This window comes from Mitsuaria sp. TWR114, from assembly GCF_007997345.1.
Genome location: NZ_VOSR01000047.1, coordinates 36,042 through 56,033, shown reverse-complemented (window position 1 = coordinate 56,033; position 19,992 = coordinate 36,042). Strand labels below are relative to the sequence as shown.

13 protein-coding genes are annotated in these 19,992 nt (G+C 64.7%); 5 read left to right on the top strand and 8 right to left on the bottom strand.

The genetic code is table 11. The annotated features are described in order from the left end of the window. Window positions 1-95 precede the first annotated feature (95 nt). On the bottom strand, window positions 96-1,634 hold the full coding sequence (locus tag FUT87_RS02935) for an autotransporter outer membrane beta-barrel domain-containing protein (RefSeq protein ID WP_186830330.1): 1,539 nt from the start codon (window positions 1,632-1,634) through the stop codon (window positions 96-98). A 344-nt stretch (window positions 1,635-1,978) separates the two neighbouring features. Between FUT87_RS02935 and FUT87_RS02930 the strand changes: the two genes are divergently transcribed. From FUT87_RS02930 to FUT87_RS02915, 5 genes are all read left to right on the top strand, one after another. Further along, window positions 1,979-2,182: a hypothetical protein gene (locus tag FUT87_RS02930; RefSeq protein WP_147240029.1), complete on the top strand. Its 204-nt coding sequence runs from the start codon at window positions 1,979-1,981 to the stop codon at window positions 2,180-2,182. 213 nt (window positions 2,183-2,395) lie between these two features. After that, window positions 2,396-2,542, top strand: coding sequence for a hypothetical protein (locus FUT87_RS28315; protein ID WP_186830328.1), 147 nt, complete (start codon window positions 2,396-2,398; stop codon window positions 2,540-2,542). A 1,462-nt stretch (window positions 2,543-4,004) separates the two neighbouring features. Then, the gene (locus FUT87_RS02925; RefSeq protein ID WP_147240028.1) at window positions 4,005-4,424 is read left to right on the top strand and encodes a hypothetical protein; all 420 of its coding nucleotides are present in this window, start codon (window positions 4,005-4,007) and stop codon (window positions 4,422-4,424) included. Window positions 4,425-4,444: 20 nt separating this feature from the next. Beyond that, a complete protein-coding gene (locus FUT87_RS02920) occupies window positions 4,445-4,963 on the top strand; it encodes a nucleotidyltransferase domain-containing protein (protein ID WP_186830327.1) in 519 nt (172 codons plus the stop codon). 660 nt (window positions 4,964-5,623) lie between these two features. Further along, the gene (locus tag FUT87_RS02915; RefSeq protein ID WP_147240026.1) at window positions 5,624-6,718 is read left to right on the top strand and encodes a hypothetical protein; all 1,095 of its coding nucleotides are present in this window, start codon (window positions 5,624-5,626) and stop codon (window positions 6,716-6,718) included. On the opposite strand, the gene FUT87_RS02910 is transcribed toward FUT87_RS02915, so the two are convergent. From FUT87_RS02910 to FUT87_RS02890, 7 genes are read right to left on the bottom strand one after another with little or no spacing between them, the layout of a single operon-like run. Continuing rightward, window positions 6,715-7,434, bottom strand: coding sequence for an HNH endonuclease (locus FUT87_RS02910; RefSeq protein WP_147240025.1), 720 nt, complete (start codon window positions 7,432-7,434; stop codon window positions 6,715-6,717). The genes FUT87_RS02915 and FUT87_RS02910 overlap by 4 nt on opposite strands. Then, window positions 7,431-7,943, bottom strand: a complete 513-nt coding sequence (locus FUT87_RS29800) for a hypothetical protein (protein ID WP_222617030.1) — start codon at window positions 7,941-7,943, stop codon at window positions 7,431-7,433. Before FUT87_RS29800 ends, FUT87_RS02910 begins: the two co-directional genes overlap by 4 nt. Then, a complete protein-coding gene (locus FUT87_RS29795; protein WP_222617029.1) occupies window positions 7,925-8,995 on the bottom strand; it encodes a DUF262 domain-containing protein in 1,071 nt (356 codons plus the stop codon). The genes FUT87_RS29800 and FUT87_RS29795 overlap by 19 nt, the downstream gene beginning before the upstream one ends. Beyond that, window positions 8,917-9,192 carry a DUF262 domain-containing protein gene (locus FUT87_RS29790; RefSeq protein WP_222617028.1) on the bottom strand — a complete coding sequence of 92 codons (276 nt, stop codon included), beginning with the start codon at window positions 9,190-9,192 and terminating at the stop codon, window positions 8,917-8,919. The genes FUT87_RS29795 and FUT87_RS29790 overlap by 79 nt, the downstream gene beginning before the upstream one ends. A gap of 15 nt (window positions 9,193-9,207) precedes the next feature. Next, complete coding sequence (locus FUT87_RS02900) at window positions 9,208-13,038, bottom strand: RNA-directed DNA polymerase (RefSeq protein WP_147240024.1); 3,831 nt, start codon at window positions 13,036-13,038, stop codon at window positions 9,208-9,210. Between the two features lie 43 nt (window positions 13,039-13,081). After that, the gene (locus FUT87_RS02895) at window positions 13,082-15,070 is read right to left on the bottom strand and encodes a hypothetical protein (RefSeq protein ID WP_147240023.1); all 1,989 of its coding nucleotides are present in this window, start codon (window positions 15,068-15,070) and stop codon (window positions 13,082-13,084) included. A gap of 9 nt (window positions 15,071-15,079) precedes the next feature. Continuing rightward, the gene (locus FUT87_RS02890; protein WP_186830326.1) at window positions 15,080-19,990 is read right to left on the bottom strand and encodes an Eco57I restriction-modification methylase domain-containing protein; all 4,911 of its coding nucleotides are present in this window, start codon (window positions 19,988-19,990) and stop codon (window positions 15,080-15,082) included. Between the last annotated feature and the right edge of the window lie 2 nt (window positions 19,991-19,992).

Here is a 19,992-nt window from a genome sequence, read left to right as displayed (position 1 = left end):
CGGGGATGCCCCGGGCATTCACTGAAGTCAGACGCTCCGTGCAATTTCGGCGTTGGGCACTGGAAATTGAGCGGGAAATGTGCGAAGCGGGAAGGCTACCAGCGGAGTTTCAGCCCCACGCTGCCCTGCAGCGACGAGTTGAAACGCGACTCGCCGCCGATGGCCGCGACGTGTCCCATTTCGCCGTAGGCGCTGGCCGTCGGCGAAAGGGTCAGCGTGAAGCCGGCGGCGAGCTCTGCGGCACTGGCGCCGGTGCCGGCGGCGAGGTCGGTCGTCCATGCCGGTCCGACGAACCGCGTGAGGTCGTGTCCGCCGCTCGTGCGGTACAGATTGACGCGCGCGTAGGGTTGCAGGCGGCCGGCACCGGTGGCGACGTCACCCTTGAGACGCAGGCCCAGCCGGCCCGTCCATCGGCCCTGCGGTTGTTGCTGCACGGTGGCGCCGCTGATTTGTGCGTCGTCGAAGCGGCTCGCCTGATAGATCACCTGCGCTTGGGGCTCGAGGCTCCATCCGGCAGCGACGGGTTGCGACTTGCCGGCTTCGAGGGAGACCGTGACGCCACGGGCGCGGGCGGTCGAGTTGGTGTCGTCCTCCGGACGCATGCTGTAGCGATGGCGGCCGAACTGGAGCACGCCATCGGCATAGAAGCCATTCGGACCGCTCCAGGTCGCGTAGCCACCGAGATGGCGCGACTGCAGGCCGGTGCTGCCGGCCCGCTCCTGGCTGCCCCCGAGTTGGCCGTCCACGTCGGTCCGACCGTCCATCAGGCCGAGGAAGACGCCCGCGCGCCAGGCGCCGTTTACCAGCAGGTCAGTGCCGGCCTGCAGGCCGGAGACGTGTCCCTGACTCCGCGGGGCGATGTCGCCGGCCTGGCGGATGTCGAGGTCGCTGTAGACGGCGCGAGCCCAGGCGCGACGACCGGCGTCGCCGGTGTCGTCGCCCATGCGCCGGTGCAGGTTGCCCAGCATGGCCAGGTCCGCCTGGCGCAGTTGCGCCGGCAATGCGGCGAAGAGCGCCGCATCGGTCCGGTAGGTCGAGCGCAGATACCAGTCTTCGCCGGCGCCAGTCGCATCGGCCGCCCGGAGCCTGTACCTGTACGCGCCGGCGTCCACATGACCGCCGTCCAGCGTGAAGGCGTCCTTGCTGGTCTGGGCCGTCGTCGTGGCCCCGTTGATCGCCTCGACGATCCGGATGCCGTCTCCGGTGGTCGGGGCGCCCAGGCCGCCGACGTTGGTGATCCGCAGCGTGGTGCTGCCGCTCACCGTGCCGCCATCGACCACGATGCGGTCGGTCTGCGAGTCAGAGCTGCCCAGCGCGGTGTGCAGCTGCACCGTGCCGCCCTGGCCGGCCCAGTTGCCCGCGACGGTCAGGGTGCGGGCGGTGAAGACCTGCCCGGGGTCGGGGGTGGCGATGTGGCCGGCGAGATCGAGTCCGCTCAACGTGGAGTTGGCGGTCATCGTCCACTGGCTGGTGCCGTCGACGGCGAGATGGGCTCCCGCGATGCTGCCGGCGAGACGCGACGACTCGAGCAGGCGGGCGTTCAGGACACTGGAGGCATCGGCGGCGAGGTTGCCGTTCAAGGTGCTGCGACTTGCCGTTGCGGTGAACGTGCTGCCGTTGACGGCGCTGATCACGTTGCTTCCCGCGATGGCGGTGGCCGTGCTGTCGTTCAGGGTCAGCGCGCCGCCGGCGCGCCCTCGGCGCGAACGAGGTCGCCCGACGCGTTGGTGATGACGAAGCGGTCGAAGCGGGCCTGCTGGGAAGCGCCCGGCGCGAAACCGATGGCGGTGCCCGCCGCGCTGATCGTGCCACCGCCGGTGGCTGCGATCGCGGCGTTGTCGGCGACGAGCAGCGCGCCGAAGCTGGTGGCGTCGTTCGTGGCGACATGCAGCGCTCCCGTCGCGTTGATGGCGCGCCCAGGTCGGCCAGCAGGCCGGCCGCGTAGGACTCCGGGTTGCCGGCCGGAACATCCGCCCGCGTGACGCCGGTGACATGGATCGTCACCGCGCCGGCCAGGTTCACCTGCGACCCGATGTCTCTTGCCGAGATGCCTTGCCCATTGACGCCGCTGACATCGATCGTGGTGGTCGAGGAAGCGCCGGCATTCACGATGCCCGCGGTCACCGTCCGGATGCCGGATCCATTGAGGCTGCTGACGGTGATCGTGGTCGGGCCGTTGTAGGTGATGGTTCCCGCCGTCTTCACTTTCAGGCCCGAGGCCTGGGGGCCGCTGGTGCTGAGGTTCGCTGCGCCGTTCAGCGTGACGGTTCCGCCGGTGTCGGCGACAACGGCGTCGGACCTCGAATCGCCCGCGGTGCTGACGGTCACATCGCCGTTGACGATCAATGTCCCGCCAATGGCGCGCAGGCCCGGCGAGTAGGCGCTGCCGCGACCCATGGTGATCTGGGTCGCGCCATTGAGCGTGATCGTGCTGCCGGCGTCCTGGACCAGGACGCCGTGGTTGCCCGAACCGTTGGGCAGCGTGATCGTCAACGGCCCGTCGGCCGTGATGGTCGCGCCGCCATCAGCGACGAGACCCTGATTGCCGCTGCCGGTGGGCCCGCGGCTGATGGTGGCGCCTCCCCGCAAGTTGACCTGCGAGCCGGCGCCGGTCGCGTAGGCGCCGGAACGGCCGTTGCTCGACAGGGTCACGGTGGTGGCGGTCGCGGCATTGATCACTCCGCCGCCAACCGAGGACAGGGCGCCCATGCCGGAAGCGGCGCCGGTGCTCGAGTAGCTACCGCTGGCGGTGCAAGTCGTGCCGTCGCTCGCTTGCAGCCAGGCGCCGGCCGTGCCGGTGCATGCCGCGAAGGCCTCGTGGGGGGTGAATGCCGCAGCGATCAGCGCTGCGACAAGCATGCGGGAAGGGGCGCTGGCATCGGGGCTGGGCAACGAGAAGGAAGGGCGAGAGCCTTGCATGATCAGATCCTTGGCAGTGCGGACGGCGCTGCCGGCTGACCCTGGATATGCGCCCGTCGCAGGCCGTTGCCGCAGGGCGAATGTAGGGAGCGGACGGGGGGCGTGTCCTGTCCGATTCCCAACGGTGCGATGTTGGTGCTGTCTTCGGTAGCAGGGGCCTGGGATCTGCCGCGGAACCCGGTGCGAGGCGGCGCAAGGTGCTGAATGCGTCGACGCGGAGCGCCGAAAAGGAAAAAGCCCAAGTGGTCGATCCACTTGGGCTTTTTGAATCCTGGTCGGGGTGAGAGGATTCGAACCTCCGGCCTCTACGTCCCGAAACAAGACCTGCATCGCCAGGAACCTCACCCCGGTTGAGGTGGTCCTAGAAAAATCAACAACTTAGCGAGTGGCTTCCTTCCTTTTCCGTCGCTTTCCAACGCCTTCTAATCGCCGCCGTTGGCACAGAATTGGAACAGCTTCCGCTGAGTCGCCCTCAGTGTAGCGACCCGCGAGTTATCCCGGCAAGGACCAACGGCAGCGCCCCAGGACGGCGCTCGGCATGCCTCCCTGGAGGGGCCTGGAGCCAGGGCGTATGGGCCCTTGAAGACGACCCCGGCGAGGGCGCCAGGGTCGATGAAAAATAGAAAATGGGGCCAGGGTCAGGGCGACCGAAGCGGTGCTCGGTTGCCCTGTCAGTTCAGCCTCGTCTCCAGCCTCCCGCGTCACGGCGTGAGGTCTTGCGGCGCTGCTTCGGCGGCTTGATGGCGACGTGTCGAAGCGCCAGCCGGTTCACGTGCTGAGCAATCGTTGTGTAGCTACCTTTCGCCAACTCCAGACGCAAGTTGGCCGGTCCGGGTACGCGTCGTTGCTTCAGCAGGCTCACGTAGGCTCGTACAACGTCGACGGCGGTGATTCCGGGTCGTCCCATATTGATTTCCTGTCCTCGATGTTTGGGGCCGCACCGTGCGGCACCTACTGCGTGTAGCGAGGGCGAAGGACTGGGTGAAAAGCGATGCTCCGGCCGACGATTACGTAACCGGAATCGCTGGCCTTGGGGCGCCGTTGAAGGAAGGATGTGCAGCACCACAACTCAGCGGGACCGCAACATGCAAAACCTCATCGAACGTCGCCAACAGCCGGTGCGTACCGTCGTCCACCTCAGCCCAGCAGTGACCAGCGCGGCACTGGTGGAGGCACAGCGCCATCAGCAGGGTGTCGGCGAGTGGATTGAAGGCCTGGTCGTCCAGGCAACCGTGGCCGGCGAGGGAGAGCTTGCGGAGCGCCGGCTGGGTGAGCTCATGACGGTAGAGCTGTTCGCTCACATCGCTTCGAACTGCCCGGGCGCCTTGGTGGGGCGGTGGCGCCTTCTGTTTGACCGCTGCAATTTGGACCCCGACCTCTGGCACTACCCCCAGCTGACGCTTGACGAGGTGGAGGCTGGTGAAGACTGCCAACCCGTCTTGGACGCCGCTGCGTTGCTGCGACGGTGGTCCGCGCTGGTCGCCAGCGTGTGGCTCGTGTCCTAAACCACATGGAGGGCACCCAGGTGGCTACCGACGACAAGGTCATCGCGCAGACAACCACCAGGTTGACCGAAGTCCTGGACCGCTTGGCCGGCATCACGGCCGAAGGAAGCCTGGCCCGGAAAGACCTGGTGGAGCGCCTTGAAAGCCTGCTGCGGGCGTTCGAGTCGGTCAGTGGCGAGACTCTGGAGGGCCTGGTGCAGGCCTTGTCTCGCCACTTGGGCACTCTTCAGCCGTCAGCTGATGTGGCGGTGGTCTTTGGTTCCGCTGCCCAAGGCGAACTGCTGCCGGGCAGTGACGTGGATGTCCTCCTCATTGCGCGAAACCTGTCGCAGCTCGAGGCGCAGGCGCACTTCAAGCCGGCTGGCCGAGAGCTGAAGCGGCCGGTCAATGTCATCGTCTATACGCCCGCGGCATGGCTTGCAGCGCTGCAGAGTGAGGGGAGCCTCGCTCAGGGCATCGTGGGGCGGCCCACCCTTGTACTGAAGGGCGTATTGCCGACTTCTGGCGCTTCATCGCCCAAGGAAGCTGACGACGCATAAACAGCCTCCTCTAGACGGTCTTACCGGGAGGAGGAGGCTCAACACGCCGCGACCCGGTTCCAGCATCAAGCGGAGTCAAGATGCAAGCCCGGGAGCAGGACTAGAGGGCGACAGCTGTGGCGCAGTGCCGCAGGAAGTCTGGTCCAGAGACGGCGTACTGCGGCGACCGTCTTGCCCACGGCGCGCGGGACGTTCCCACGCAATTCCGGACCTTCAACCGGAAGCTCACAGTGGGGCAGGCTCGAAGTCAGCGGTCTCGCGGGCTAGGGGGAGCCATTGCCCAGAGCTTCTTTACTGTCCGAGAAGAAGACTCCTGAATTTCCCAAGGAGTTCTTCCCATCCTGTATTCCAGGAGCGCGTCCGCTGCGCGTTCCGCGCCGCTGCCGGTTTCGGTCTCAAGTGCCCCGGCGCGCGGCGGCGCGGAGGAGGGGGGGCCGTTGCGACCGAGCCCCGGCTCGTTGGCGCCAGGGCGCCGGCTGACCAGGGCTGCGCCTCGCGGGTGTGAGCGTGCTCACACTTTGCGTTCGATTCTGGGTTGGCGTTGTGAATGCATTCACAAACCGGCTCATTTAGCCGTTGAGCCGTTTTCTGTGCGTCGGCAAAGTTCGTCTGGTGATGCGCATCACCCGAACTGAACTTAACTGACCAAGGAACTCCATGTTGAACGACTTTCGCCCCCTGGATGGCGGCCTCGATGCGCAAAACTCCATCGCATTTCCCAGCCTCGTAACACTCCCGACCCCAAACCTTGTCAACGAGGGGGCCTCTGTTGCTGGCCTCGCCCCGACCGTTTGGCCGTCCGCGCTGCTACCCCTCACATCGGAGGAAATCTCGGCACTCGGCCTCCGGCACACTGCCAACTCGCAAGCGCGCTTGCTGCGCGCATGTCAGCACTTTGTGGCTACCACTCGGGTGCGCGATATGGCGAACATCCCGCCCGGAACAGTGGCTGCGTACTTGGATGGCGAGCTGTCACGGGGACTGGCGACAGAAACCGTGGTCGCGCGCTTTACTGCCCTTGCCGCAGTGTCTCGGCTGGTGCTCAAGGTTGCCGACCAAGCAAGTGGTGAGACAGCCTTTGACGCGGAGCGCGAGAATCTATTGGCACGTGTCGAAGCTGTTCGGCGGGAGCAAGGCCGTAGCGAGGTGGAGGGCGTCTGGAGACTGCTCAACAGCCCAGCTTTCGTCGAACTCAGGACCTCTTCGACGTTTGAACATCGCACTGCCTACTGGGCCGTGCTGCTCTTGCTCTTCACGGGCGTTCGGCTGTCCAGTCTGTCACGTGTCAGCCCGTGGGACTTTGAGTGGGTGAGTTGCTGGGGCTACTTCATGCGCTACCAGCAGCTTGGGGCCGTGAAGCGTCATCTTGTTCACGACGAGCTGTTCCGGTGCGGGTTTTCGGACTTCGTCGAAGAACGCCAGGGTGCCGCGCTGCTCTTCTCCGACGGCAGGCCTGAGACTTTGCTGCGAATCGTTCAGCGCGTAGTCTCATACACGTGGCCCGACGGCGCAAACGCTATGCGGCCGCCCTCTTTGAAGGCGTTCCGGATGGCGCGTGCACTCCAGGCGAACGAAGTGCTGCAGCGGGAGGCAGACCTTAGGCGGCGGCTCGATAGCTATGGTCCTACCGAGCGACCTGCAACAGCGCGTGCCGCCTTGTGGGTTGACCTTGAACGAGCGATTCGGTTTGAACGCGTGCGTTGGGAGCATCATCGTTGCCCCTTGTGGGCCGACTGGGCGCCGCTGCTCGTCTAGCCGTGGCGAAACACGCGCCGGCGGTGGTGGTCCAAGTAGGGCTGGTGTTCGGAGCGCAGCTGCCGGACCGTCATCGTAGGCGTCACGCCGAGTGTCACTTGAGCCTGCTGCGAGAGGGCCGGCGAAAGCCGAATGTTGCCTTCTGGCGAGAAGGTCACCCAGCCTGCGTCGAATAGGGCGTCAAGACTGGGCGTGAGCAGTAGGCCGTTGAACACGTCCAGCCGCTCGTCGTCGTTTTCGCAGGTTGCCCATGGCTTAATGTGTGACGCGCGGAGCAGTTCCGGAATTTCGAGGCCGGTCACGCAGCATCTACCCAGCCAGTAGTCAAGCAGCGCCGCTCGGAAAAGGTTCTGCCCGACACGCTGTACAACGACCCTCTCTGCTTCGGTGGACTTCGGAAGCCTCGCGGTTTGCGCGCGGAATGCATCCGCGACCCGGTTAGGCAGCGTACGCGCGTGTGCCGCAGCAATTCGCAGCACGTCATACAGGGCAGCCCAACCTTGTACGGATACATCTCCTTCGCCATGAGTGCCGTGCAGTAGCCTCGCGTTCGCTGCAGCGACCCGAAAGACGTCCTCGCCCTGTAGGTAAACGACCACCGACTCTGGGAAGCGCGCCGAACGCAGTTCCACACCGCTTTCACGGTTTACGGGGCTCATCTCGAAGCCGCAGTCAGCCGCGGCTTTTTCAATGCGCAGCCTGTCAACTGGTGTCACGCGGTAGCTCCAGCCAACTTCTGGTGGCCGTGGCGAATGACGCTCGCAATTAGCGGACGCCGCGCGGCAAGGAACTGCTCGTAGCTCATCGTCCACCACTCTGTAGGCAAGGCGTGCCACCGCATCATTGCAGCCAGTGTCTCCGCGTCGAAGCGCTCGGCGTACTTTGCCCAGTACTGTGTAGGCGGCGCATCGGAGATGGCGATGTTGTCGTCCCACTCCACCAACGCGTAGTTGGCAATCTGATTGATGTCTCGCACGCTCTCGATACCGAGCTTCTTGAGGTACTGCTTCGGGAAGAGGTGATGCCGCTCCAGCGCCTTCTTCTGGCCGTGCGCAGGCGGGTCCAGTAGGTCCCCCACTGGGCGCTGCGAGAACAAAGCCTGGGCACCCAAAAGCGTTTGTGCCGCATAGAAGCCGAACAAAGCGGGGCTACGGCCCGCTGAGGTCGCCAGGTCCAAGGGCAGCGTTTTGGTCCAATAGTCGTCCGTCAGCGTCGCGGCCTCCACTGTTGCCAGCCGGGTGAGGAATTGGTCGCAGTCTTCAGGTCGCGCAGCTCGGCTAAGTCTTGCTCCATACGCGACTCCGGCGACGAAGTGAACCGACCAGTCAGCAGAGACATGAAGAGCCAACGCGCGATGGCGTTGCGAAGTTTGAACCCTTCGACGCCGTACTCGGTCCGGCCCAGCAGGTATAGCTCGTAGGCGAACACCAGGGCGTTGACCGAGCTGATGGTCTTGGCACTGCGGTAGCCAGTGGACCGAACGACGTTGAGAAAGTCTGCCCAGTAGGTCAGGTTCAGCACGCGCCCCTGGGCATTGCGCAGCTTGTCGAACTGGCTGTTGCGCTGCTCCAGGCTGACCTCGCCGCTGGCCAAGTCCTTTCCACGCAAAAGCGAATAGACGTGCTCCAACCTGGCCCGTCGGAAGGCTACACCGACGTCGACGCGCAGCAGATGGTCGGGGTCAGGCTGGAAAATTTGGTTAAACGGGCTGGCCTGACCAGCTGGCGCTGGCTGGCGCGCCGCGCGGCAGAAGTTCTCCAGCTCAGTGCGGCCGTCGTCCCAGAACACTGACATCAGCGTCAGGATGAAGTCCGACTGGTTGAGTTTCTTGCCCTCGCTGTTTATGCGTACGAAGACGTCGGCCACCTGCTCTTCGGTGCACTGTTGGGACAGCTCCAGAGCAATGAAGGGGAAGTTCGTCAACCCGGCCAGCCGGCCGATGGCGTCGGCCACCTTCTCTTCCTCAGCGTCGGAGACTTCGCGCGAGGCCGTCAGGCGCTTCAGGTACTCGCCGATGGTCTTGTGCGTTGGCCGGTTGAACACCTCGGAGATGTCGAGGATGTACTCCGGGTCACGCTCGGTCGTCGCGTCCGGCACAGCGAAGGTGCCGCTCTGCGGCCGGAAGGCAATACGGATGTGCTCGCGCTCAAAGTTCTCGCGCAGCACGGCCTCGCGTCGGATGACGGCATACAGCGAGGTCAGGCGCTGCTGCCCGTCCACGATGAGCAGCGACGGCGCCTTTTGCTTGTTCGCATCGCCGATGACCTTGGTCTCCACACCCTCGGCGCGGTCTGCCAGAACAGAAAGTAGCCGACCGGGTAGCCGCGGTACATCGAGTCGAACAGGTCACGGACCTTGGCGTTGGCCCACACGAAGGGGCGCTGGATGTCGGGCAGGCCGATGCGGCCGAGACCAATGTCGCCGATGAGGCCGCCCAGCGAGTAGTGGACTTCTTTGAAGAGTGTGTCGGTCACGTAGGAATACCTCCCCTAGATTCGTCTATTCAGTCCGGCCGGTGGCGTCTTCCCCAGCCGCTTCTTCACCGACTTGGTCGTTTCCTGCTTGACTGCCTTCAACTCAGGCCCAAAGTCATCGAGCTGCACTTCGAAGACGGCCACCGCAATCTGCCCCGCGCCGTGCGCATGAGAAATGGTTCGCCGGTGCTCCTCGTCATACGGGGCTTGCGCGGTCGAGCCGCCGAACTCGCCGGTATTGCAGATGACGACGTGCTGGTACATGTGGTACCGCAATGCGGCTGCCATGCCGTCGAAAGTCTTGATGTCCTTGTTTAGCGCCGGCACCAGGAATAGATGTGATTCGTTCTTGAGGTCTGCGGCCAGTGCAAGGTCCGTGGCGTCATAGCAGATGGCCCCCACCATCCGATACGCGGTATTGCCATCAAGCTGAAGCTCTACAACCACCCGATATGGACACCACTGCGTAACGCCGAGCTGAACTTCTTCTTCCGTGAGATGAAGCTTCCCCTGGTCAACCTCAATCCAAGCGCGGCGCCGAGGCGTACGGGCCGGAATGAGCCATCGAGCTGCGTTCGTGTGGTCGCCCTTGTCTGGGTGTCGCGCACCAAGCAAGCCGTAGTGGAGCATGGCTCCGGTCTCATCAGAGAACGCACGCAGCAGGTCTTGGTCGTCAACGTGTACCGCGTACTCAGGCAGCACAACCAAATCGACGACCGGCTTGCGGGGCTTGCCGTGCAGGCTCTCGTAGGCCCCCAGCTTCTTGGCCGCAAGACGAAGGAGCGAAGCCGTGTGATTGCGATGCCGCGTCCGATAAGAAGACTTGTCTAGCGCACTCAGACCATCAGTGAAATCGGCTACCGCTGGCAAAAGACCTTGCACCACAGCGATTCGCAACGTGCGTGCGTCCCGAGCCTGCCAGGAGACGGGGTACCGGTATACCGGCGAACCGGAGCTTCGCCCGTACAGCACGCGCTGAAAGGCAAGCCGACCTTCTAGGACGACCTGCAATTCCGGAGGGGTGTCCGTCCTGTCGGCCTCGTGGGCATCCACCCAGCCTTCGATTCCTGGCCACCGAAGCAGCGCACTCAACAAGTCGGTGAACCATGGCGTGACGGACGATACGCTGCCGCCCAGCGCTTGCGAGGTATGCAGCATGCCCAGACGGCGTCGAGCGCTCGTGCTGGGCAAGCCACGGTACCAGCCAAGTTCTCCGACGCCAACGCGCCAGCCTAAGGTGTAGTCGTTGCTTCCGACAGCTGCGGCACGAAGGATGGCACCCAATGCGTATTGCCAGGCCCGCTCATGCCGGCACCAAGCGGGTGACTTCTGCCGTGGGCCTTGTCGAGCAGCAAAGCTCGGCGCCAGACGTACCTGCAGTGGAGAGCCGTCTGGGTCATCAAGCTCCTGCCAGTTGGAGCATTTCACGTCGAGGTCGAACACCGTGTACATGTGTTCGCCCTGCTCGCCCCAGGCTGAATGCCCCGCAACGGCGACTGCGAGCCTCAGCAGAGCGTTTTCATGTCGAAATGGGTGCGTTGGATGCGTGATGGCCCGGCTCAGCGGAATCCACGCAGGTGGCAGTGGGCCAGCTGGTCGGCTCCAGCGCGAATCGACGTGCATTGCCAACTCACGGCCAAGTAGCCCCTTGGTTCTTGCGCCAGTGCCAGCGCCAGGCACTGTGATGGTGTCGAAGAGCGCGGCGCTGCCTTTGTAGATGAGCTCCAATGCGCGAGCGGCACCGCTCCTGCCAAATCGCGCCGAGAACTTCGCCAGCCAGGCCTTGAAGTGCTTGTCATCGCCCGTGACTTGATAGCCAATGACGGCGCTTCCCAGCACATCTTGCTCACTGAGCGCTTCGACAGTTACCCGGCCCGCAAGGTAGTCGTGCAACGCACGGTACCGACCGAGCTCGACCTCATCACCGACCAAGAGAGTCGGTGAATTTAGTGTTGCCAAGAGCAATGCGGCCTGCTGTCGGACATACCAAGGGCTACCCCCGACCTGCAGCAGCCCTTCCGCATACGCAGCCAGGTTTCCCCTGTAGGCCTCGAGGTCTCCCGCCGCGAACCCTTCATCGTTCGCCCACCGCTTCCCGGTCTCAGTGGCCGCTGAGCGAAACAGCTCGGCCAGAACATACCAGGCGACTGAGGCCTGGTCAGGGAACTGCTCCGCATCCTGCAGCTTCCGGTTGAGCGCATCGAGCACGTCGTGCAACAGCTCGGGACTTGGGAAGAGGTCGAACGCATAACGCAGCACCTGTACCAACGATGGGTTTTCGGCCCAGGAGCCAACCAAACGCCGAGCCGTGAGCTCAAAGTCCTGCAGCAGCAGCTCGCCGGCCGTCCTGCCATCGTGCTTTTCGTTAAGGTCCGCCAGTAATCTCCGGTGCCTCAGTGACTTGCAAAGCCGGAAAGCTGCGAAGCGGGTCAGCGTGTCGTCGCGAACGTCCATGGGTGGACGCGAAACCACAGCGAGCGGGGGAAGGTCGCCAGCCGGCCGCTTTCTGGCGTCCGCAGACTCTGCCTCGGCCATCGACAACAGGCCGTTCAATGCCGTTTCCAACTCCTCAAGAGAAGACAAGTCGAAGGGACCGCTGAGTTGTTGCTGAACTTGGCGCATCCGGGATGCGACGCTCGTCGCCCCGGCCACATGCGTCAGCAGCTCGCTCTCGGTCTTCTTGTCGTTGATGCGCAAGCCTCCCTGGCCATCTCCTGCCCCGATGGACCTGTCCAACTCGGCCTGAACCCACGAAACCACCGCCGTTTCGAACTGGGACGGTGCGAGGTCGGCATCTGCGGCGACCACAAGCCGCAGGTCATCGACATAGCGGCAGTAGTCATGGACGACGACTTGAACCCCTCCGAGGTCGACCTGATGGCGTTCGGTGCACGCCGTGCCCATAGCCCGGTCGAACTCAAGCAGATAGGCATTGGCAAGAAAGCCGCTCGCCATCAGGCCCTGAGGCAGGCCCCTCGGAAGGCTTTCCCCCTTCAACAAGGGAGCAAGTTCCTCATCGGCCGGCGCCCATTGCAGCCGGAGAACTCGTGCGACTGCCTCCCAAAATCCCTTGTCGTCCGAGAGTTGGCTGGGCAAGGCCTTCTTGAACCTGATGTACTCGGCTCGCATCTTGTCGACGAGCCTCTCGATGTCGATGCCATCGAAGAAGGAGCTCAGGTCGAGCTTGATGACAAAAATGCGCTGGCCACGGGAACTGGCTTCGGCTTCCAGTGCGGAGGCTACTTCGCGAGGGCGCGCGACGAAGCGCTGGTAGTCTTGGTAGTAGCGGCTGTAAGTGTCTGCACTTCCCCAGGCGAAGCGGGCAATTTTGTCGTCGGGCGACCACTGACAGTACAGCCGGTTGCCATAGCTGAAGACGCCCTTGGCCTGGGCTTCCACGGAAGCAACGGCAGGGTTTCCCTGGGCGGACTCGATGCAGTCAGCCAAACAGAGCATGACGCCGGCCGCTGCCGTCTGCTCCCTAACCCCGAGGTGTGCCAAGGGCCGCAGCGGCACCTGTTCCGTGCCGGGCTTACTTTCCCCTGTGGGAACTGGGCCCCATCCACCTGGAAAGTCGGGGTGGAATCCCCAGCGGCCATTCTTCGGCGCGAGTACCAGCCTCGCCAGCCCAGGCTCGAACGCGCCGGAGGCGAGCTCGACCGACCACGTCTGCGTGAGCCCTTCCAGGTTGAGTCCGGAGCTGTCCAACTCCAGGGTGTCGGCATACCAGTTGTGCCTGCGGACATAGGCGGATGCCTTCTTCCATGCGAGCGACAGCACGACCGGGTCGCTGAGGTATTCCAACCGGGGTGCCAGGAATCGGTACTTCTCTTGAATCAAGCTCATGTTCTTGTTGTGCTCGCTGTCGAGTTCCCTTGCGCAATGGACGTCACGTCAACTCAAACCCCGTCAGCTCAGGCGCCAGTTGCCGCCTGAACAGCAGCGCCTCATCCGCCCCCGGCGCCAACTCCAGGACGACGTGCTGCGCTCCTCCAAGCTCTGCCGGCGGCGGCGAGGTCGTAGTAACGATGAACTGAAACGGCGCCATGCCACCCTCGCCCAGCTGCTCCGCCGCCTCGGCGGCCGCGAGGAAGAACTCGCGGTACAGGAGCTCGCTCATGTCCGCCTCTCTCGGGCAGTCATGGACCAGAAAACCCGGGTGGTTGCTGGCCTCGGACACGGCGGAATCGAGCAGGCAGACGATGTCGCCGAGCAGCACCTCTAGCACCTGGTAAGCCTCGCCGCCACGCGCCACTTCGAAGGGGCGTACCTCGTGTCCCGGGACGAACCTGGCGTGCCCTGCGGCGCCGAGGAGCCTGGTTGACACGGTGCCCGTCAATGCCTTGATGGCGTCGACCCTCGACGACTGACGAGACCGTTGGCTGACCTCGGTCGCCCGAAGGGATTCCAGCGCTGATTCGAACTCCAGAAGTTGCTTCCGCGCCTCGGCCAGTTCGGCCGTGTCACCGCCCTGGTTCCGTTGGGTGTGCTTCAACTGGAGGTCGTCCCAGGACTGCTTCAAAAACGTCCGCGAGGTTTCGCTCGTGGCGATGCGAACGCGCAGTCGGTGAAGTTCAGGCCTCTTCTTGGCGATGAGCTTCTCTTGGTCAGAGACCGCCTTCTCGGCCTTGTCGAGCGCGACCGTGCTGGCCTGATGGCGCGCAGCGAACAAGGAAGCGTCCGTCTTGGCCTGCTTGCCGTCTTGGAACCAGGTCATGTTGACGGTGGTCTTGTTCCGCTGGACGTGCTCGCACCCGCTGAACTCGATGTGCCCCGGTTCGCATCGCCCCTCCAGGCCTGCCAGCCGGTCACGGACTTTGCTCAGCCGCTCGTAGTCCTCTAGCTTCGCATCGACCAGGGACTTGGCCATTTCGTTCTCAACCTTGGCCAGGTCGCGGGCCTCGGTTAGCTCATGCAAGCGCACCTGCTCCTGGGCCAGAGCCTCGTCGGCCTGCTCCGCCTCACGCTCCCATCCGCGCTCGTCCGACTCGGCTTTCTGCAGCGCCGCTTGAACACGAGACTCGACCGATTCGCCAATGGTGGTCGCGAAGACGGGCTCGTCTTCTTCCGCCCGTACTTTCAAGCGCAATTGGCGGTCGGAATGGGCCAGCGCGAAGGCCGGTGCCCGTTCGAGCTCGGGGATGCGCTCCTTGCACTGGTCAACCTGCTTCTGCTTGGCCTCGATGTCGCGCAGCAACTGGTCCAACGCCTGGTCCACCAGGCCGAGCACCGAACCGACCAGCAGCGGCGGGTCGCGCCGCGAGCGCTTGAAGCCCAGACCCTCGCCTTCGCGCCAGTGGTAGAAGCCGTCGAAGCGGGTGCGCTGCTCGCGGATGCACCAGGCGAGCAGATGGCGCCATTCGAGCGGCTGATTCGTACCGGGCAAAGAGCGGGCCGCGAGCCTGCCTATCGAGAACTGCTCCAGTGCGCGGCCATATCCGTCGAAGTCGTTCGGCACGGTGCCATCGAACAACCGGTTCAGGGCGTTGCCTTGGGCGGCCAGGGAGTGGCTGTACAAGCCGTACGGCCGGAAGACCAGCCAAGCGGCACCATCCACATGGACCTTTGCCGCCACTCCGCCTTTGGGGAAACTGCCAGCGGCCTTGCTGCGCAGCGTGGCGATGGCCGGGGCGTCGTCACCCAGTACGTACCTCAGCAACAGGCACAGCGAAGTTTTGCCGACGCCATGACCTGCGCTGGCCAACCCCGAGGCATCGTTCCCGGTGGACTCCTTGGCCCAGACGATGTTCAGCCCGGCGTGCAGGTCGATGGTGCGCGTGAGCACCATCGGCTCTCGGGATTCGACCAACCACATCGTTTCAACCCAGAGCCTGGGCTGCGTGCGGACCGGTTGACTTGCCTCGAGCCAGGTCGACATGGCGTCCTCTTACTGTGTGCCGGTGGCCTTGGGGCTGGCCGGTAGCGCCGCGCTGTTCTCGACCTCTGCAGCCACGCGCCGACTCTCGGCCCGCCACAGAAGTCGAGCAGCTTCGGGATGCTCTGGAAGCTGGATGACATCTCCCGGCGACGCACCGGCGCCTCGCGTGTAGAAGGCCTCGCCATCCCGGGTTGAACGCACGAGCACGTCAACACCAGCAAGGCGCTGCACGATGGGCTGGACGCGGCTCAGGAGAGGCATCACGTCATTCATCCCGAGCGCCGGCCGCAAGGACTCTAAGCGCGCGCCTTCTTCGGGGACCAAGTAGTGCCCAGCCGCTGCGAACGCAGCCACCGCTGACTGGATGTCCGCCAGCGAACTGCCCTCCGTCCGCTCGGCGACCAGTGCCGTCACCAGGCCAGCCAGCCGGCCTTCCTCGGCATTGCGAATCATTCCGAGCTCGGAGTACGACACGGGCACCGGCTGCGGCGTGAACGACACGCTGGCCTGCTGGTCCCACGCCTCTAGCACCAGCCTTCGGGTCCGGTATTCCCCGTAAGTCCGAATCTCCCCCTCCTTCAGCACCCGGAAGGTCTCGCTGGGGTAGTCGGCGCCCATCACGTCCTTGGGGTCGAGGATGTAGCGCAGCTCGTCGCGGGTAAGGCCGTAGAGGCGGGCGTAGTAGGCGTCGAGCTCCGCACGCAGTCGGGCGCGGCGCTCAGGGTTCCAGGTGAAGGGCTGGCCCCGCTCGGCGGCGTTGCGTGGGTCGTAAGCGGCCAGGTCCTGGCCCCAGGCCTGCAGGTCGTGTGCCGTGTACGTGAGTTCAAGGACGCGGGGGACGATGAAGGCGAGGTCAGCGTCGGTGTAGCGGTCGGGGGGCAGGACTGCAACCTGCTTCATCGTGAAGTACTTGAACGAGGTACCTCCGACCTTTTGCCGAGCTACGAAGTCACACGCCAGCGCGTTGAGGTTTCCGAGAAGCGCCGCGCAATACGGTGCGGGTGCACTCGGTGTCATGAGGAGGAACTTGTCGCCAACCCCTGCCCTTGGAATCACCGAGGAGATGAGTGTTCTGTAGTCAGTGCTCCGGCAGACGTCGCGCCAGCCCATCAACCACCGCGGGCTGCGGAGGTCCATCCATCCGTCGAGCAGCGCGCAAAGCACCTCGTCCAGTACGGCAGCGTGTAACGTCTCGGCCAACGCATCCAATTCGTTGTCAGCAAGCCGCGTGTCCTGGTTCTGCATTGCCCACTTGGGAAAGTCGACCAAAGCCTTCCTGGTCGTCAAGCCTTCGCCGCGCAGTGCGTTGCTCAGGCGCGCAAAGCGGGACCGGAGTTGCACCTCGGTGGGTGCGATGTGAAGTTGGGCTTGGGTCGCGGTCCAGCCCTCGGCGCTCAGGGCTGTACCCGTCGTGCGACGGAATAGTTCGCCGGTGACCCATTGCGCAAGGGCCAGCAGCATATCGGCGAGAGCGGCGTCAACGGCTGTCACATCCCTCGCCTCGCGAGCGGCATGCAGTGCCAGCCATGTGCGTGCTACTCGGTCGGGCACGCGGGCAATGCGAGCCAGCACTTCACGTTCGTCCACCCAGTAACGCGGTCGCACGGTGAAGTTGGCAGCGGCCTTTTGCAGGTCGCTGACGTCGGACGTTTCCACCTCACCTGGCGCACCACCCGCAGCGTCCAAATAGGTCGCCCAGCGGTGGTCAAACTGGTGAATCATCTTCGCTTCAAACAGGGGCAGCCACTTGGTCCCTGCGGGACCTGAGCGTCCCCCAAAGAACAAGCCACTGTCGCTGGTCATGTTGAAGAGACCCTGCGAGAAGGACACACCCCAGGGGTTCAGCTCAGGCCGCACCAATTGACCATCGTCATCTAGTACTGCCTCGGCCAAAAGGACCGGGGCGGCCCCATAGATTTTCTTGGTGAGCTCGGCGTCACGCTCGCTTCGGAAGACTGGGCATGTTCTTGTGTTTGGGTTCAGAAGAGTGAAATCCTCGGCGGACAGACGAAAACGGCGACGTGGGTCGTGAATCTGAGTCGGCTGACGCGCAAAGAAGACTAGCGATGCAGCGTCGGCCGACGGATTGCCGCTCAAGGTGAGCAGGGCGAAGCGAAATGCGTGGTGGACGGACGGAAAGACAAACTCTTCGTTCTCCAGACACAGCAGGCTACGGAGATGTCCGCCCACCGCCAACCTCTCAAAGTAGGCCTTCGTGGAGTCATCGGTAGCGATGCCGGTTGGGACGATGAAGCCAGCCCGCCCATTCGGCGCAATTGCCTGAAGAAACGTCTCCGAAAAGAGCGCATAAGTATTGAGCTTGCCCACGGCCGCCAAGGGAAAGCGACGCGAAGACCTGAAGAATCCATTCGGGACGTCGCAGGCTCTCTTCGCGGCGTTGAACTGCTCCCAAAGCCAAGGTGCGCTTCGTTCGAGTTCCGCGATGGCCTTCTTCCGCTTGTCGCCAACAAGCGTTGCTACGGACGGAGCGCGTGTTGCAAAGAACTCCTCCTCGCTGAGCTGCAGTTGCTCCCAGGGCGGATTGCCCAGCATCACGCTGAAGCCGCCGGCCGCAGCCACCTGCGGGAAAGCCAGCCACCAGTGGAAGACGCCATACTGGCGGCACAGCGCATGAGCGGCATCCTCCACCTCGGCCTTGGGTGTCTGACCGCTTAGCACACTCCACAGGTAGCCCGACAACGGCACCGTCTCGCCAGTGCCAACCATCTTGGGTGCCAGGAAAGCGGCCACATAGGTGTCGGCCAGGCGAGCGAAGCTGCTGCGTTGTGCCTGGGCCTGTGCCGTGGCCCAGGCCTGGCGTTTGGCGGCCAGGTGGTCGGGCGTGTCGTCGTCCAGGGTCTCGACGCTGAGAGCTTGCGCAGCCAAGCCCGCTTCCGTGAGCAGGTCGCCGCCGGCAATCTGGCGCCAACTCTTAAGGTCGGCCTTGTTCTGCTTCTTCAGGGCGCTGGCCACGGCCTTGTCGTCGCCCGAAAGCGCGGTGTAGGCCTCGTCGGGGATGCCGCCTTCCAGCACCTTGGGGTCCAGCACACCCAGCAGTGCATCGCCCACGCGAAGGTGGTGGTCGACGAAGGTCAGCGGCCGGTCCGGCGAGTAGGCCTCCAGCCACAGCGCCGTCTTGGCCAGCTGGATGGCCATGGGGTTCTTGTCCACGCCGAAGATGCAGCGGCCCACCACATCGCGCAGGGCATGGCGGTAGTCCGATGGCGTCGGGGCTCCACCTTCTCGCTCAGCCGCCGCACGGTGCAGCGCGACCTCGTCGGCCAAGCGCCGCGCAGCCGACAGCAGGAAGTGGCCGCTGCCGCAGGCGGGGTCGCACACGGTCAGCGCGAGCAGCGCCTTCACCGGCTGCTCCGGGTTGGCCTTCACCGTCTGAGCGATGACCGGCTCCAGCGCGCTCTTGATGAGCTCCTGAACCAGGCTGTCGGGGGTGTAGTAGCTGCCGGTCAGCTTGCGGGTGTTGCCCTTGGTGCTGGCATCGGTCTCGTCGTCACCGACGAAGGCCAGGCGCGCCGTTGCGGGCGATGTCAAGCCCTGCGGGTCGGGCACCAGCTCCAGCAGGCTTTCGTAGACGCTGCCCAGCTCCTCGGGGCCCATGTCGCGGTAGTTGACACGGGAGAGGCCGCCATCTGCGCGGAACCAGCCGAGCTGGAACACGGCGGCCAGCAGGTGGCGGTTGTCGAGCTGGGCGGCGTCCAGCCGCGGGCACTTGTCGGCATCGAACAGGCCGCCCAGCGCGGGCAGGCCCAGGGCCGGTTGGCCGCTGGCCAGAGCGCCAAACGTGATGCTCAACGCCTGCCACAGGTCAGCATGGCGGTCGTGCTGGCTGCGGCGCACGGCGCGCTCGCGCAGCCAGGTTAGTGAGTAGCCCGACAGGTAGCGGGCCTTGGCCTCGTCGCTGGCGTCAGGGGCGAAGACCAAGCGTTCGCCGGTGGCGCGGTCCCGGCGGTCTTCCACCGTGGCCAGGAAGATGAGGCGGTAGACCAGCCGCAGCAGCTCTTCGAAGAACGCCTGGCGGTCGTAGCCGTCTTGGGTGCTCTGCAGCGCGGCGCGCAGTGCGCTGTTGGCGGGGTGCGAGAGAAAGCCCGTGCCGAGCGCGCGCAATGCCTCGGCCACCTGGTAGCGCAGCTTGCCGCGCACAGTGACGCCGGCTTGCTGGCCGGCAGCGCGCCAGCGTTCCCAGGGGCAATCGGTGGGCGGCGTCTCGGCCGTGCCGAAACGAGAGGCATGGGCCAGCAGCCAGAAGGCGCTGAAGTCGGCCAGCAGCTCCTCGGTGAACAGGGCTTCGAGGTCGACCTCGATGTAGGCCGGACGGGTAAGGCTTGCGTTGTCGCGCAGGATGCGCAGCGTCAGGCCGTTGCTGACGATGGCCCACAGCGACGCATCGCTGGCGTTCAGCGCCTCCTGCGCCAGCATGAAGGGGCTGCGGCGGCGCGTCTTGCCGGTGTCGGGGTTGGTCTCACCAAAGCGCTCGGCGGCGCTGTCCAGCGCTTGGTCGAAGCCGGCGAAGACTAGCGGCACGCGGCCACCGTTGCCCGCGTGGCCGATGGCGTACTGGTGACCGGCATGCTGGATGGCCGGGCAGCGTGCGGCATCGCTGAAGTGCAGCACATCGCGCAGTAGCGGCAGCAGCCATTCGCGCACGGTGACCTCATACGCCTGCACATCCTGCCGGCGGCGCAGTGCCTGGAAGTCCTGCCACAGGGTGAGCGCAATCTTGAAATCGCGGGCGATTTCGTCGCGCAGCTTCAGGCCCTTGGCGATGCGGTACTGCGGCTCGGTCTGCTCGCTGGCCTTGGGGTCGGCCAGCAGCGTCAGGCGGGTCAGTTCCTCAGCGGGGAGCAGGCCGCCTTCGATGCGGATGGCGCGGTAGGCGAGCTGGTGGAGAGGCTTCTTAGCCATGG